This window comes from Streptomyces sp. NPDC091377 (assembly GCF_044757045.1).
Taxonomy (GTDB): Bacteria; Actinomycetota; Actinomycetes; order Streptomycetales; family Streptomycetaceae; genus Streptomyces.
Genome location: NZ_JBIVUE010000026.1, coordinates 47,898 through 62,507, shown reverse-complemented (window position 1 = coordinate 62,507; position 14,610 = coordinate 47,898). Strand labels below are relative to the sequence as shown.

18 protein-coding genes are annotated in these 14,610 nt (G+C 69.8%); 3 read left to right on the top strand and 15 right to left on the bottom strand.

The genetic code is table 11. The annotated features are described in order from the left end of the window. Positions 1–9: 9 nt before the first annotated feature. The 3 genes from ACIQNG_RS35580 to ACIQNG_RS35570 form a co-directional block, all read right to left on the bottom strand. A complete protein-coding gene (locus ACIQNG_RS35580; protein WP_401490942.1) occupies positions 10–312 on the bottom strand; it encodes a hypothetical protein in 303 nt (100 codons plus the stop codon). A 261-nt stretch (positions 313–573) separates the two neighbouring features. After that, positions 574–705 carry a hypothetical protein gene (locus ACIQNG_RS35575; protein WP_401490940.1) on the bottom strand — a complete coding sequence of 44 codons (132 nt, stop codon included), beginning with the start codon at positions 703–705 and terminating at the stop codon, positions 574–576. Positions 706–874: 169 nt separating this feature from the next. Beyond that, the gene (locus tag ACIQNG_RS35570; protein ID WP_401490938.1) at positions 875–2,116 is read right to left on the bottom strand and encodes a replication-relaxation family protein; all 1,242 of its coding nucleotides are present in this window, start codon (positions 2,114–2,116) and stop codon (positions 875–877) included. Positions 2,117–2,630: 514 nt separating this feature from the next. Here ACIQNG_RS35570 and ACIQNG_RS35565 point away from each other — a divergent pair. Next, positions 2,631–3,299, top strand: coding sequence for a DUF3223 domain-containing protein (locus tag ACIQNG_RS35565; RefSeq protein ID WP_401490936.1), 669 nt, complete (start codon positions 2,631–2,633; stop codon positions 3,297–3,299). An 894-nt stretch (positions 3,300–4,193) separates the two neighbouring features. Here the strand turns inward: ACIQNG_RS35565 and ACIQNG_RS35560 are convergent. Continuing rightward, positions 4,194–5,435 (bottom strand): hypothetical protein, encoded by a 1,242-nt coding sequence (locus ACIQNG_RS35560; RefSeq protein WP_401490934.1) that lies wholly within the window; start codon positions 5,433–5,435, stop codon positions 4,194–4,196. Between the two features lie 337 nt (positions 5,436–5,772). On the opposite strand from ACIQNG_RS35560, the gene ACIQNG_RS35555 reads away from it, so the two are divergent. Next, positions 5,773–6,075, top strand: coding sequence for a hypothetical protein (locus ACIQNG_RS35555; protein WP_401490933.1), 303 nt, complete (start codon positions 5,773–5,775; stop codon positions 6,073–6,075). A gap of 66 nt (positions 6,076–6,141) precedes the next feature. Here ACIQNG_RS35555 and ACIQNG_RS35550 read toward each other — a convergent pair whose 3' ends face one another. Continuing rightward, positions 6,142–6,642, bottom strand: a complete 501-nt coding sequence (locus ACIQNG_RS35550) for a hypothetical protein (RefSeq protein ID WP_401490931.1) — start codon at positions 6,640–6,642, stop codon at positions 6,142–6,144. Between the two features lie 314 nt (positions 6,643–6,956). On the opposite strand from ACIQNG_RS35550, the gene ACIQNG_RS35545 reads away from it, so the two are divergent. Further along, a complete protein-coding gene (locus tag ACIQNG_RS35545) occupies positions 6,957–7,487 on the top strand; it encodes a hypothetical protein (RefSeq protein WP_401490929.1) in 531 nt (176 codons plus the stop codon). Positions 7,488–8,036: 549 nt separating this feature from the next. Here ACIQNG_RS35545 and ACIQNG_RS35540 read toward each other — a convergent pair. The 10 genes from ACIQNG_RS35540 to ACIQNG_RS35495 form a co-directional block, all read right to left on the bottom strand. Further along, positions 8,037–9,116, bottom strand: a complete 1,080-nt coding sequence (locus ACIQNG_RS35540) for a ParB/RepB/Spo0J family partition protein (RefSeq protein ID WP_401490927.1) — start codon at positions 9,114–9,116, stop codon at positions 8,037–8,039. After that, positions 9,113–10,378, bottom strand: a complete 1,266-nt coding sequence (locus tag ACIQNG_RS35535) for a ParA family protein (RefSeq protein ID WP_401490925.1) — start codon at positions 10,376–10,378, stop codon at positions 9,113–9,115. The genes ACIQNG_RS35540 and ACIQNG_RS35535 overlap by 4 nt, the downstream gene beginning before the upstream one ends. Before the next feature lie 285 nt (positions 10,379–10,663). After that, entirely contained in the window at positions 10,664–10,936 is a 273-nt protein-coding gene (locus tag ACIQNG_RS35530; protein ID WP_401490923.1) for a DUF6924 domain-containing protein, read from the bottom strand. A gap of 250 nt (positions 10,937–11,186) precedes the next feature. Continuing rightward, the gene (locus ACIQNG_RS35525; protein WP_401490921.1) at positions 11,187–11,681 is read right to left on the bottom strand and encodes a hypothetical protein; all 495 of its coding nucleotides are present in this window, start codon (positions 11,679–11,681) and stop codon (positions 11,187–11,189) included. 255 nt (positions 11,682–11,936) lie between these two features. Then, a complete protein-coding gene (locus ACIQNG_RS35520; protein WP_401490919.1) occupies positions 11,937–12,440 on the bottom strand; it encodes a nucleoside 2-deoxyribosyltransferase domain-containing protein in 504 nt (167 codons plus the stop codon). Then, positions 12,437–12,811 carry an HIT family protein gene (locus ACIQNG_RS35515; protein ID WP_401490917.1) on the bottom strand — a complete coding sequence of 125 codons (375 nt, stop codon included), beginning with the start codon at positions 12,809–12,811 and terminating at the stop codon, positions 12,437–12,439. The genes ACIQNG_RS35520 and ACIQNG_RS35515 overlap by 4 nt, the downstream gene beginning before the upstream one ends. Before the next feature lie 5 nt (positions 12,812–12,816). Then, positions 12,817–13,152 carry a hypothetical protein gene (locus ACIQNG_RS35510; RefSeq protein ID WP_401490915.1) on the bottom strand — a complete coding sequence of 112 codons (336 nt, stop codon included), beginning with the start codon at positions 13,150–13,152 and terminating at the stop codon, positions 12,817–12,819. Between the two features lie 92 nt (positions 13,153–13,244). Beyond that, positions 13,245–13,673 carry an NUDIX domain-containing protein gene (locus ACIQNG_RS35505; RefSeq protein ID WP_401490913.1) on the bottom strand — a complete coding sequence of 143 codons (429 nt, stop codon included), beginning with the start codon at positions 13,671–13,673 and terminating at the stop codon, positions 13,245–13,247. A 9-nt stretch (positions 13,674–13,682) separates the two neighbouring features. Further along, positions 13,683–13,820: a hypothetical protein gene (locus tag ACIQNG_RS35500; protein ID WP_401490911.1), complete on the bottom strand. Its 138-nt coding sequence runs from the start codon at positions 13,818–13,820 to the stop codon at positions 13,683–13,685. Positions 13,821–13,871: 51 nt separating this feature from the next. Continuing rightward, positions 13,872–14,594 carry a hypothetical protein gene (locus ACIQNG_RS35495; RefSeq protein WP_401490909.1) on the bottom strand — a complete coding sequence of 241 codons (723 nt, stop codon included), beginning with the start codon at positions 14,592–14,594 and terminating at the stop codon, positions 13,872–13,874. Positions 14,595–14,610 lie beyond the last annotated feature (16 nt).

Genomic DNA, 14,610 nt, shown 5'->3' with positions numbered 1-14,610 from the left:
GAGCAGCGGTCAGGGGGTGTCGCCCGAGTAGTGGAAGCGGCACACCACCCCCGGGCCGGCGGCCGGGCGCGGCGCGTCGGGGAGCGGGTCGTACAAGGCGCGGCCGCCGGGCCACTGCCCCAGCTCGGTCATCAGGGCGACACCGTCGTCTATCTCCTCCGGCCGCCAGCCCGTGATGTCGAGCAGCAGGCCGTCCAACGGGCCGCCGACCAGGGCGGCGTACGTCTGGTGCGGCAGCGGGCCCGGGTTGGGGGCGTCGTGGTCGCAGCCGTACACCCGGCCGCGCAGCAGCTGCTCGTCACCATCGTTCATCCGGCCAGCGTCCCGGCCACCACCGACAGCGGAAGGCCGGCGGCGACCGATAGTTCGGCCTCTCCCGTCCGGCGGGAGGGCGCGGGGCCGCCCTCCCGCGAGGCGGGCATCAGGCGCAGGGCAGACGGTCGGAGACGGGCCAGTCGGTGCGCTCCCCCCGGCGGATCAGAGCGGTGATGCTGTCGACCTGGCACGTGGGCGGCTGATCCTGGGTGAAGCGGCGCAGCGCCCGGTACACGCCGTCGCGCAGTTGGCCGTCGGTCAGCGTGGGCGCCTGCTCCTGCAGTTCGTCCAGGCGCTGTCCCGCGCGGGCCGCGCGGGCCGCGCGGCGTCGGCGAGCCGTCCTTCGGCGAAGCCGTCGCGGACGTACAGGCTGGGCTCGATGAAGGTCATGGTGACGATCCCTTTCCGCCCGGCCGCGCCGGTCTCCCAGGTGGAGACGCGGTCGCGGGACCGAGCAGGCGGAAAGGTAGAGCACCGTCCTCGTTAGCGTCGCGTCGCGGCAACCGGCCGGGGTGGGCGAGCCTCCGTCCGAGGGTGACTCGCCCACGCCCTCGCCGCGCTACCGGCGTCGCCCGAACAGGCCGCGGCTCTTCTTCACCTCCGCTTCGGCCGCCTCCCGCGCCGCAGAGTCCTCCGCCTCGCGCCGCGCGACGCGCTCCGCCTCCGCACGGTCGATGTCCTGCTGCCGGCACGGCCCGCACAGGTTGTCCCCGGGGCTCCGCCACTGGACGACCGACTGCCAGCGTTCGTCGGTGAACTTCGTCCCGCAGCGGGCGCACACCGGCCGCTGCGCCTCACGCTCGGCGGCTTTGCGTTCCGCCTGCCGCCTGCGGGACTGCTCCTTCTGCACCCGGTACAGCTGCTCGCCGTCCGGGTTGTCCAGGGCCTCGCTCAGCGTCTGCCACTCCTGACGCCCGAGCCGCCGCCACACCCTGCCCGCGGCCCCGGCCGGGTCGGCGGTGATCCGCTCCAACTCGGTGACGACCACGGGCACCGCCTGGTGGTAGTCGACGGCCGTGAACCCGGCCCACGGGTACGGGGTGCCGGCGAAGTAGCGGCGGGCGGCCTGCTCCAGGCGCCGCATCCGGCTCGCCCTCTGCGCGGCGGTCTTCCCCGTGAACACGAACGCCACCGGCACGTAGCCCTCGCGGCCGGTCGCCGGGTAGATCCGCGACCACAGCCGGAAGGCGTGCACGGTCGCACCCTGCCGGCGGGCTGCACGCTCGCGGTCCTTGTCGGCCTTCGGCGCCAGGAGCTCGAACCAGTCGCTGTAGCGGCGCAGCTTCGCTGTCAGGTCGTCGACGGGCTCGTTGACGCGGTCGACCTCCAGGAGCATCGCGGGCACCCCGGCGTCCGGGGCGCGCATCGTCAGGTCGGCGTACTGGGTGTACCCGTACGGCAGGCGGTGGGCGATCTCCGTCTGCCACGACAGCGGGGTGCCGAACCCGGCCCCGGTCAGCACGGCGGCGGTCGAGGTGACGGCGGCGGCGTGTTCGTCGTAGCCGTCGTCCTTCACCGGCCAGCCCCTGGCATCGAGGCGGAGCTTGCGCAGCGCGGAGATCCGCACCGACTTCGGCAGCAGCGTCTTGGCTTCCTTGTGGCCCTTCTCCGTGAGCGCCCACAGCTTGTGTCCCGACTCCAGTCGCGTCTCCTCCCGGACCAGGCCCGTCTTCTCCAACACCTTCAGGGTGTCCCTGGTGCACCGGTCGTGCCGGTCGGCGGGGCGCAGCATCCGCCAGAGCTGATCGGCGGTAGCCCGCTGGAAGATCCCCAGAGCCCTCAGCACTTCCTTGCGTCGCACTCCGGTCGGCTTCCAGACCTGTGACCTAGGAGGGTTGTCGAACGCATCGGCGGACCTTGACTTACGGGTCTGACCTGCGGAGATGCGCCCGGCGGACGAAGCGGTCGTGGAGGGGGCGATGGAGGGGCCCGTGGAGGGGGCCTGTGGGACCTGGTCGACATCCTCGGAAGTCCGGCGGTCGCCGGGAGCATGGTGGTCGCGGGCGGAGTCGGGCGTGAGATCGGCGGGCACGGGGTCCTCGGTTTCTCCGGCCAGCGGGCCGGGTCGGTGAGCGTCCGGCCCGTACGCGGCTGTACGTGCAGGCCGGGGCCACCGTCGGAAGGACCCCCTTGTCTTCCGTCTAGCCGTCCGCGACATCCGGTGTCCGATTCCTCCTCGACTAGCCCCATTTCCTCCTGTTTTGTCCGTGAGCGGCATCACGATCGGCTCCCTGTCCCCCGGCAGGCGGACAGCAAGAGCGAAGCTCCGTCCGGACCTGGGGGCGTGCTCTAGCGTGAGCGCTCCCGTCAACCGCTTGGCAGAGGAGCTCAACGTGCCCGAGGTCTGGATCGGCCCGCGCCGCTACGCGACGAAGAAGGCCCGGCAGGAAGCGGTGCAGGCGGTCCTGGGCCGCTACGGCCTCGGACAGGACGTCGACCAGGAGGACGACGACCTGCTGTTGCGGGACCTGCTGGACATGCACCCCGACGCGGCGGAGAAGGTCGGCCCGGGGGTGGACCGCTTCCGGATCACCCCCACCCCGCGCGGTCACCACAAAGGCCCGGAAGCGGTCCTGGTCGATGGCAGCAAGGTCGCCTTCTCGTACCAGAAGTGCCTGGACGCACCCACCCACCGGCAGCGCGTGCTGGCCGCGATGCGCACCGAGATCCAGCCGCAGGTCAACACCTACTACGAGTCCCGCAAGGCGTCGAACACGCTCGTGTCCGACGAGAGCGGCCAGCCTCTGGCCCCCGCCGACATCCACGTCTCCTACTTCCAGGGCCCGCGGTTCCACGACATCGCGCTGGAGTTCGTCCAGGCCGCCGGCGGCTTCGATGCTGTCGACCTGACCGCAGAGACGGCGCGGGGGCTGGCCCTGTTCACCGATCGGGCCCTGGCGGAACGCTGGCACGCCCACCACCAGGAGCACGCCGTCCTCGGTCTGCTGTCGGCCAAGGAGAACCTGCGCCGCCCGCGCGTGTAGCGCGCCACACGCACCGGATCCCCGGGCGGCGCGCGCGGGTGCGGATCGACGCGCGCATGGTGCGTCGAGTTGCGCGCGATGGAACGCACTTCCCCACCCAGTGGAGCGCACCAAGTGGACTCCACTCTCCACTCGGTGCGGACGATGTCGTGCACTTCCACTCGGTGGACCGCACCACGATGCGGCGATGCACGGCATCCTCCGCGCCACGCACTTCCCCCGGACGGTGACGGTGCGCGGTGCGCCGGGAGGGAGAGATCTCCCCTCGCGCACCGGGCATCAAGGGCACTGTGTGGGGCGTCTCCGTGGCGGTAGCGGAGTGTGTCGAGGGAAAACTTCGAAGATCATGCCGAAACTCACGGGTGGACAAGGGTTGCGTTCCATCCGATAGGCCGGATGGAATCCGGCGGCACACCTGGTCAAGGGGGTTGCATCGAGTGCACCGCACCCGATACGCCGTCACCCTCTGTGGCCGCATCGAGTGGCAGGTGCGGGAGTGGCGGCCACTCCGACGCGCGCCGGTGGAGCGGGCGGTGCGTCGCGCCGGTGCGGTGGGTGCGGTGCACCGGTGCGGTGGGTGGGAGTGCACAGCATCGTCGTCGGGCGCACCGGTGCGCCCGATGCACCGCACCCACCGCACCGGATGCCGGGATGTTTCGCACTCCCCCACCGGGTGGAGCGCACCGAGTGGACCGCACCCACCGCACCACCGTGGTCTCCGCTCCCCTCCGTGCATGGGCGCGCGGTGAAGTCCACCGCGTGTCTCATCCCCGGCGGCGGCCCCGCGCGCGCCAGGGGTTCGGCCGGCCGACGAGGTACTGCCGGGAGCGAGAGCGGCGCCGGGCGGGTGGCGGCTTCGGAGACGGGGACAGCGCCATGCGCAGCCGGGCCGCGTCAGCGAGCTGCTCCAGGCGCTCGCGCTGCTCCGGCGAAAGGCTCGGCGGGGTCGGGGCAACCATGGGGGCCTCCGTGCTTTAGGGAGCGGTCCCTGGCACCCTCCCCCGTTCCTGGCCGGCGTCGGGGGTGGGCGGTCGGTCGCGTGCCTGCGCCTGGCGCGGTGACTTCGTCGTCCGTCCCGCCGTGCGGGCCGCACGGCGTTCTCGGCCGGGGGGCCTGGCCTTGGCCGGGGTCGGGCTGCTGGCGCTGCTCCTGGTGCTCCTGGCGGTGCTGGTCGACCGGACTGGCCGGATCGACGGCCGGGGCCTTTCGGTCCTCCATGGCGCGGCGGCGGGTGTCGGCGGCGCGGGTGAAGGCGGCGAGCCGGTCCAGGTTCTTGGGTGTGCGCAGCCACGTCTCCGGGTCGGTCGTGCGGCCCTCCAGGTACTCCTCGGGCATCGCGGCCTGCTGGTGGGCCTGGACGGCGGCGGCCCGCTGCGCCGGGTTCAGGGCGGCGTCCCGGCCCGGGTGGTCGACGGCGTGGGGAGCGGACGCAGCCTCGCCCTCGAGGTCGCGGTGATCGGCGGGTGCGGAGACGGCCGAGGTCGTCGCCTGGGTGACGGTGGCGGTGCCGGCTCGGATGCGGGCGTCGCGGATCGCGTTCTGCACGGCAAGGCTCGCGACCCGGGCCCGCTCGTAGCGGCTGGACTCGCGCGGCGGCGTGCCTTCGGCGGGAGCGATCCACCACTGGTGCGGCAGCGGGAAGTCGGCGGTGTAACTGACCCGGTCCGGCGTCGGAGCCTTCCGGCCGGGCTTCGCGACGGTGCGGCGGCGGGAGTACTGGAGCAGGGCCCGGTGGGCGATGTAGTCGTCCAGGCCGCGGGTGAACTCGCGGCCGCGCAGCGTCTCCAGCAGGTGCCGGCGCGCTTCGGCCAGGATGTGGCGCCGGGAGAACTTCTCGCGCACGGTGAAGACGACCGCGGCGACGTCGACGGCGGCGAGCGCCACGTCCACGCGGTCGGCGTCCGGGTGCCGGCCCTCGCCGAACAGCAGCTCCAGCTGACGCTCGGACACCTCCGCGCCCTCGGTGAGCCCCAGCGCGCGCAGACTACGCCCCAGCCACCGGCCCGGTGGGAGCCCGGCCAGCTCCTGGGCGCCCTTCAACGACTGCCCGACGGGGCGACGGCCGTCCCCGAACGCCACTCCGCGTATGTAGTACCGCCACGCGTTACGCCTCTGGATCTTCGCAACACTCAGCATCGCCACAGCACACACCGGATCTGACCTGCGGAAAAGCACGATCCCCTGAGGCGGGAGGGGTCACCGAAACTTCACGGCCGATCCCGCCCGGCGGGCGCTCGCGGCGCCACCGGTCCCGCGCGGCGGACACCACCAGGGCCATGTAGATGCTGCGCGGCCACCAGTCACACACGCCTCACCAACACCGAAAACCACCAGCAGACGACTCCACCGCCAACCAGCGCACATCTACGTACCGCTCCCCTACCCGGCGGCCAAAGACGCCGCGCCCTGCACCACGTCACCGACTCTCCGCCCCCGGCAGCGCCGGGGGCTTCTTGCTGCCCGGAGGACCGACGTGCCGACCTACGAGACCCTGCCCCGCTTCACCGCCGACCTGGACCGCCTCACCCCGGAACAGCGCCGCCGATTCCGCCAGACCGTGGCGGCCTTCGTCGAGGACCTGCGCACCGGCCGCTTCCGCGCCGGCCTCCGCATCAAGCGTGTCCAGCGAGCACCGGGCATCTACGAGCTGACCTGGTCCATGGGCACCGGCCCCGCAGGACGCGCCACGTGGCAGTACGGACCAGCACGTCGCCCAGACACCCCGCACGTGATCTGGCGTCGCATCGGCACCCACGACATCCTCACCGGGCCCTGACGGCTTCGGGAACGCGGAGGCCGGCCCCGGTGGTCTGGGGCCGGCCTTCGTCATCGACCTCGGAGGTCACTCCGCCTTAGGGAACCTGATCGCCACGGCCCTGTCGATCTGCTGGAGCAGCGAACCGATCTCCTGGATGAGCGGGACGGCGCCGTCGGGCTGTGCTTCGACGGCCCGGCGTGCTGCGGACAGGTTCACCTTCTTCGCTGCCTTCTGGAGGGAGGCGAGCGTGTTCTGCAGTCGCTCGATGTCCTTCGTCGCAAGGGGTTCTGCCTTGCTATTGCTGGGCTTCCGGCTCGACTCCCCATTTGGGGAGTCGCTGCCGAGCGAGCTGATGTTCGGGGCACCATCGTTCTTCTCGTCTGCGTGGGACTTCTTCTCGGGCGCCTCCAGGAGCTCGCGGACGCGACGGCCGACGTCGGCGGGCTTGGCGTCCTTCGGGAGGAAGCCGAGGTCGCCCACCACCTTCTCTACGAGCTCCCCTGTGATGCGGGGGCTGCATCGGGCGATGGTGTCGTAGACCGTGATCGCGACCTTGTCGTTCGTCTGGCGGCGCAGCTCGGTCATCGCGCGGACGAGGAATGGACTGAACGCGGGTGGTGCACGTCGCAGCTTCTCCGGCTGCTCCTACAGCGGCATCCCCGCACGGACGGGCCCCACCGGAGCGAGTGCCTGCGCGATCGCCGCGAGGGACAACCAGTCCCAGGGCGGTACCAACACCCAGTTCTTCCGTGCCAACCGTGTCCTGGACGGTGACCCGTTCGATGTGGTCATCGTTCCCTGACCCAGTCCGGGGCATGAAAGCGCGGCAACGCTGACACCATGGTCTGCCGGGCCCGCTGTCACCGGGTCCGGCAGACCGGTTGGAGGAGGATCGCGAGATGTCCCCCGTCACGAGCACCGTGTATGTTCCCGAAGGCTCCTTCGGGGTCCTCGACCAGGGGGAGATCCCCGCCGAGACCGCCGACTGGTCCAACGGACTTGTGGCACCCATGCGGACGGGTGCCCTGGTCGGCGTCGGCATCCACACCGGAACGGTGCGGGTATCGGCTGAAGCATGCCCGGGGCCACCGCCGGCACCGGGCGGTGGCACATGGGAGGAGATCGTCGAGGTCACGGTCCATGTCCCGCACGGGCTACTGCGTGTGGACTCGCTGCACACCGGAGTGGTCGACGAACTGCCCCTGCTGAGGGTGCAGGGCCCTGGTTCCTACCGGATGCGCGTGCACACCCGCGGACGTGAAAACGCATACGACAAGGTGACCAAAGTTCCTGTGGAGGACTACCTCCTGCAGACCTGGCCCGACCCCACCCCCCGGAGCATCACCATCATCCAGGGAAGCGAACGCATCAAGGGGTCCCTGCGCACAGCACAACCACTGGAAGAGAACCCCACACCTCCTCCGCCTTGACGTAGTCGTTGAAGCGGGCCAGGCAGGTGCCCGGGTGAGCGGCCCGGACCGGGCCGCGCGGCAGCAGTAACGCCTTCCGCGCGGCCTGCGCCTGCTTGATGCCCTCGCGCTGCGCCTTGCCGGGCCTCGGCAGCTGCGGGACGGCGGCCTCACAGGCAGTCGAGAACCTGAGGAACTTGTCAGTGGGCTGGTAGCGGAGCCGCGCAGTGGTGTCACGTACGTCTGAGGGATCTCGACGTCCATGAACGGGTCTCCTTGCTGATCGGTGACACGAGGCCCGCGCAGGAGGACGACCACATCGACTACCATCGTGATACTGCCTGCACCGGCCTAATGGCTGTACGCATCGGAGGCATCCCGCGATCATTGTCGCGAGCCTGACGCGGGCACGGTTGCCGTCCTCAGACCCTCGGCCCGCTCCCCCGCACGACCTGCTTTTGGCGCCGCTCTCCTGCGCTTCATGTGTGCGTGCCCCAGATACGGAGCCAGCGATGCAACCTCGTGAGGGCGCAATCCTGTCGGGTTGCGCCCTCATGAGGTGCCGCGAGTTCAGCCTGTTGTGAGCTGATTTTCTCTGTGCTTGATCAGCAGAGTCAGCATCCTGTCGAATTCCTCTGGGGGCATCTTGTGGATCAGGCAGTAGGCAGCTGATGGGCCATCGCTGTACGGGAACCGCCTCGGTGGCTTGCTCTCGTCGGTTGTTGCTTCGGCAGCGGTCCCTTGTGACGGGACCGCTGGCGTGACCTCGCTCCGGGTGTCGGCCACCGGGACGTCTTCCTCTTCGGTGGCTGGTGAGGGCGATGGCTCTTCCTCAGACACTGCGGTGATTACGGCGTAATCAGTGCTTCTTTCCTCTCCGGCTTCATGGCGGCCGCCGTCTGGCGCAGAAGGCTCTGCCTTGGGCGTCCGGCGCTGTTCCTCCTTGCGTGCATGTTCCTTCTTGAGTTCTTCCAGAGCGGCTTGCTGCTGGTCGGCTGGTTTGTTACCGACGGCGCGCAGGAGCTCGATGGGTTCCTCGCCGATTCGGGCGCGGAGTTCTGGAGTGAGGTTGAGCAGGGCCAGTCGCTGTGACACCCAGCCCTGTGAGCGGTGGAGGCGCTTGGCCAGTGCTCTCTGGGTTTTGTGGATGGCCAGGAGCCGATGGAGGGCTCTCGCCTGGTCGAGTTCTTCGAGGTCTTGTCGGTGGATGTTGGCGACGAGGGCGGATTCGAGGATTTCCTCGGAGGTGTTGCCCTGGTCGTCGCTGACCATGACTTTGAGGGTGCTGAGTCCTGCTTCGCGGGCGGCGGCGAGGCGGCTGCTGCCGTCGACCACTACGTGGGTGGTGTCTGGTTCAAGGTCGGATTCGCGGTCGGGGTTGGCTTTGACGTAGGCATCGCGGTTCATGACCGTGATGGCCTGCTTCTGGCCGTGGGTTGTCAGGCTGCCCGCAAGGTCGGTGAGGTCACCGAGGGTGGATCGGGGATTATCGGGGTTGGGGTTGATGCGGTGGACTGGAAGCTCGGTGGGCGGGAGCACGCCATCGGTGGGTACGCCGGTGGCGGCCGCGACGGCTTGGCGGCGTGCGCTGACGGGTCGTACTCCTCCGCCGAATCGGCCGGAGCCGAGCTGATCGGCCTTCTTGCTCACATGACCTCCCTTGCCAGGGCACGCATGCCGACCGCCTGCTGTGATCTTGGGGCGTAGGACAGCAGTGGTTCCTTCACTCGGACGGCTTCCTTCTGTTCTTTGAGGTCTCCGATGAGTCCGACGACTCGCGGATCCTTTATGTCCACCCATCCCTGGAGTGAGGAGGTGGCGATGTAGCCGCGGCGCGAGTCGTACAGGTTGACGACGATGCCGAGGTAGTCGATGTCGACCTGGAGGTCGCCGCGGAGGTCGTCGATCTGCGAGGTGAGCAGCTCGTAGGCGTCGGCTGAGCTGTCTTCGGCCTGGACGACGATCAGGGCGCCGGACTGGCCTGGCTTCTCGCCGTCACGGCGGCGGCCGTAGTAGGCCGCGGCGTCCATGCTGAGGCCGAGGCTGGGCGGGCAGTCGACGATGATTACGTCGTAATCGCTTTCGAGGGGTGCGAGTGCCCGCTCGAGGGCGGCTTCGCGTGCTCGGACTGCGGACAGGCGTACGTCGAGTAGGAAGGCGTCGTTGCAGGCCGGCAGGAGGTGAAGGCGGCCGTCGAACGAGTCGTCGTCGACTGAGACGATGAGGTCGCGGAGATCGCCCTTGGGATCGCCTGCCATGTGGTTGGTGAGGCTGTCGCCGTTGAGGGGGAGTGGTGAGGCTCCGAGTTGGTTGCTGAGGTGGCACTGCGGGTCGAAATCGACAAGCAGTACGCGCAGCCCTGGTCCGGGCAGGTTCTCGATGCTCAGCAGGTCTTCGTCGAGTGCGGTCTCGTCGGCTCTCGTCTCGCTCGCGCGCAGGGCCTTGGTGAGGGCCTTGGCAACCCGGACGGGATGAAGCGTGTCGGAGTCCTCGGCGAGGGCTTCTCCGAGGCCTGCCGTGATGGCAGTCTTGCCAACTCCGCCTTTCTGGTTGCAGACGATAATGCGGCGGGTGACTGCAGGACGCTCGATGTCCGGTGACGGGGTGGTGTCGAGCCACAGCTGCACGGACTGGGCGAGGCCCTGGATCAGAGAGACGCGCCGGTCGGCGGCGGACTGCCGGAACTCTTCCCACTGGCCTGGAGGCAGGAAGGTGGAGAAGGAGTCGGCCCCCGCTGTGTCGATCGTGTCGGTCACCGAGGCCAGGCCGCACCAGGCGCTGATGCCCTGTTCGACGGCGTCCTGGATGTCGATGCCGCGCTGGGCGGCTCTGATCTTGAGGTTCTGCCGGAGCCATCCCGGCAGCTTGGAGACGACCTTCTCGCGGTCGTTGGAGGTGGCTGGCGAACTCATGGATGACACCATACTAACGCTCAAGATCTTCCGACCCATCGACACGTTAGTTAGACCAAGCAGTTGTTGCATCGGCGCTGATTACGCCGTAATCACCCGAGCCCGCACCGAACTTTCAGTGATGTGATTACGGCGTAATCACCGTCATGCCCCAACCCACTGAGACGGAGCTCCGAGACTTCTTCGGCCCCTGGCTGCTGAACCGGACCCGCCTGAGGTTGAAGGCCGTCGGGAGAGCGACGGCAGAGCCGATGAAGGCTCTGTCCGCAGGCCCCTGCTCCTCCTTCAGAAGGACCGGTAGACATCCTCGGGATCATCGTGAGCCCATGCCGCGTACTCCTCGAAGCCCAGGTTGCCGATGCTCAGCTTCGCGTGGACGTCATGGACCCCCGCAGGCACGGTGCGGAAATCCCGGCCGAACTCAGTCAGCTGCTCGTAATTCTCGTCGTCCAGGCAGTCCTCCCGCGCCAGCGTGGTGACCGCCAGAAGTGCGTGGCATCCGGCCTGCATAGTCGTACGGTCAGCGAGAAAGACGACGGTCAAGTTGTCGACTCGCATTTCACTCCTCGCGTACATGTGACTGCGTGACGTGATCCAGCGGGTTCGGTGATACCCAGCACCGAACCCGCCAGAACTTCGTTGTCGGCCGCCTGAGGACTGCGCTCTGTCGACGCTGGGCGGGGCGAGGTTTAACTAGAGCCACGGGCCCCAGTAGTTGCGAGGCGCGAATGGCGGCGAGGTTGCGCGGAACTGGCCGGACGACCTGGTTTCCGGGGTGCGGGGGAAGTAGTGCGGCAGAAGCAGGCCATCACGGGCGTGGCTCTCCGCGGCGCAGCCAGGTCCGGATCCGGTAGCGGAGTGAGACGCGCTCCTCTCGCTCTTCGATGGCGTCGGCGAGCAGTTCTTCGAGTTCGGTCATCTGCTCTTCGGCGAACCACTGGGGCTGGTAGTCGTCGTGGCAGACCGGGCACCCGTGATCGTGTCCGGCGAACTCCAGCGACGGCGCGCAGCCGACTTCACCGCAGGTCGGCTGGGTGGGGTCCTCGCCGATGCCGGAGCAGTACGGGCAGCGGGTGAAGCGGTAGTCGATGGGGGCGCCGCGGTTCAGGTCGGAGTGGAGCTGGGCGAGGCCACGTACTCCGAATTCGCGCAGCAGGGCGTCGGCGACGAGGACCTGGCGGTCGATGCCGGTGTGGTGGTGGTCGGCGAGCATCTGGATGGCGGTGCACCAGGCGAGGGTGGAGCGGTCGACCTGACGAGGTGGCTGCTGACTCGCGGGTCGATGGGGTCGTGGGCGGCGCACGGTGCGGACGGCGCAGCGAGCGGGATGCGCAGGGCGGTGACGTAGGTGACGCGGCGGGTGAAGACGGTGGGCATCGGATCTCGCATTCGATGGGGCCGCCGGGACCGGGTTGGTCCCGGCGGCCGGGGGCGGGTGGGGTTCAGTGGGAGGCGGGCATGACCGGGTGGCGGATGTGGCGGTGCTCGACCGCTACGGCGTGCCGCTGTATCAGGCCCACCAGATGTGGTGGGCGGCTCTCCGCGACCGCAATGGTCTTTACCGGACTAGCGGGGCGTACGGGGTGGTGACCAAGGCGAGGGCCGCGGCTGCTGTGTCGGTCAGGGTGGTGCATACCGGTACGCAGTGGCGGCGGGCCACGTAGATCAGGTAGCGATTGCGCTCGGGGTTGGGGCAGTCCGGCGGGGCCCCCAGGACGGCCCGGCCGCTCGGGGCGTCCAGCCCGAATTCCACGTTCGTGGTCATGCCGGGCATCGTCTTCAGGTCGCGGGGAATCCAGAACAGGACCGCGTCGGCGGCGGCGCGGGCGGAGGTTTCCCAGTCGACCTGGTGCTCGTAGCGCTCGGCCCGGATGCCGTTGCGGGACTCGGGGGACAGGACGGTCAGCACCTCTGGTCCGGTCCAGCGGGCGGCCAGGGCCGCCAGCGCGGCGGGCCGCCAGGACGGGACGGGGGCGCTCTTGTCCGGCGTGGGCCCGGCGAGGAACACTGAGGGGCCGGTGGGGATCGGCTCGCGGGCCATGACCAGCTGGACGGTGCTCATCGGGTCTCTCCGATCTGCGCGGCGGCGCGGGCGGTGTGCTGCGGGGTCCAGGGCAGGGGCAGACCGTCGCCCTCCTGGCGGGGGACGACGTGGACGTGGAGGTGGTAAACGGTCTGGGTCGCCGCCTCCCCCTTGCTGGTGATCAGGTTCGCGGCGGGGTGCTCGGCCATCAGCTCGGCGGCCCGGCGCATCACTGCGGCGGTCACGTCCGGGTCGGTGCTGGCGTTCTCGACGTGGACGCGCGGCAGGACGAAGACGTGCCCGGCGTTCACGCCGCCGCTGCGTGGACGGACCGCAAGGGCGTCGGGCCACTCGCGGACGATGACGGCGGGGGCGTCCCCGGCGGCGATGGCACAGAAGACACAACGCATCAAGATCAGGACTCCTTGGTCCGGTCAACGGAGCGGTGGCGTCCGTACCAGCAGTTCGCCAGGAGCTGGACGGGGCGGCCCTGTGCGGCGGCGAGCAGTGCGGTGAGTTCGTGCACGGCGTCGGTGATGATGCGGGCGGCGCCGGGGGTGTTGAGGACGTAGTCGCGTACGCCCGCGTCCTGTCCGGTCTGGTGCGCGACGATGTCGGCGAGGGCCGGGTCGTCGGGCGGGTTCAGCAGGGCGTTGGTGAGGTTGATGCCGAGGACGGCGGCGCGGTAGCGGGGCGGCGGCGGGTCCTGCCAGCAGGTGCCGAAGGAGTCGATGAACACGTCGGTCGTCATGGAGCCTCCAGGCTCGAGTCGGACGGAGACACCGGAGTGCCGCCCCAGCCGGGAAGGGTCGGGGCGGCACTCCGGCATTTCGTGGTGGTCTTTCAGGGGGTGGGGACCGTGGCCGCTCGGAGGATGTCGGCGTGGTCGAACGCCAGGCACTCCGGCAGGTTGGCCAGGGGCCACCAGCGGGCGGTGCGGGCGTCGTCTCCGGCGGTGATCCGGGTGGTGGAGGGGACGACGGCCGCGTATGCGACGGTGACGTACCGGCCTCGCGGGTCGCGCCCGGGGGAGTCCCAGACGCCGATCTGGCGCAGGTCATCGGCGGCCACCCGGACGCCGGTCTCCTCCTCGAGCTCGCGGGCAGCGGCGGCACGGCTGGTCTCGCCGATGTCGACGTGCCCGCCGGGCAGTGCCCAAGCGCCCTCGTGCGGCGGCCAGTCGCGTTCGATCAGCAGGACGTCGCCGTTGGGCGTGAGGGCCACCGCGTCGGCGGTGTAGCGGATGGCCTCGGGCGTTTCGATGTCGGTCATGTGCGCCTCTCAGTAGGTGGTGTCGGTGATGACGAGGAACCGGTCGCTGCCGAGGTCCATCACGACGCGGGCGTTGATGCCCTGGGCGCGTTGGGCGGCGGCGAACTCCTCGGCCGACCAGGAGCCGCGGGGAGCGCTGGTGAGCACCGCGACCGCCCCGGCCTCCGTCGAGGAGGCCGGGGCGGCACGGAGCGTCCGTCAGGCGCGGTAGACGGGCGGGCGGACTCCGGCACGGAGCTCGCGGATGATCGAGCAGGGTCCCTTGGTGTCGCCGACGCCGTGCCGGTGGGCGCTGATGAGGTGCTGGCGGGCCTGGCGGGCGGCCCAGCGTCGGCTGCTGGGGCCGGTGTTCTCGTGGACGTGCCCGCAGTCGTGGAAGGTGTCGAGGTGGCAGGCGGTGCAGTGGTAGGTGACCAGCTGCTGCGGGGTGCCGCCGGAGCTCCAGGTGCCTTCGAACTCGTAGACGATGACCTCGGCGTCCGGGGTCTCGGTGTGGGCGAAGGCGGTGACGAGGCCGACGCCGTCCGCGATGCCGCCGCGGGCCTTGACATTCCAGAAGGTGCGGGGGAGGAAGTCGTCCCAGCCCTTGCCGTGGGGCCACTGGGCGTACATGACGCCCTGCGAGGCGTCGAAGGTCGCCGTGCCGTCGACGTTCTCGCGCTTGTACTTCTCAATCTGCTCGATCGACCCGAAGTACGTCGCGCTGAACTCCTCGGACTCCAGGAAGATCAGCCCGTACCCCTCGCGGGTGTCGTGGCCGTTCTCCCGCAGCATGTCGACCATGTCCTCGTAGCCGGGGTTTCCGGGGGCGATGGTGCCGACGAGGGGGAGCCGGTACCGGTCGCAGCTGGTGACGTGGGCCGGGTTGGTCTCGCTGACGTGGTGCGCGGTGCCATAGGTGTTCGTGATCGTGATGCTCATGCGTGGGTGTCCTTCT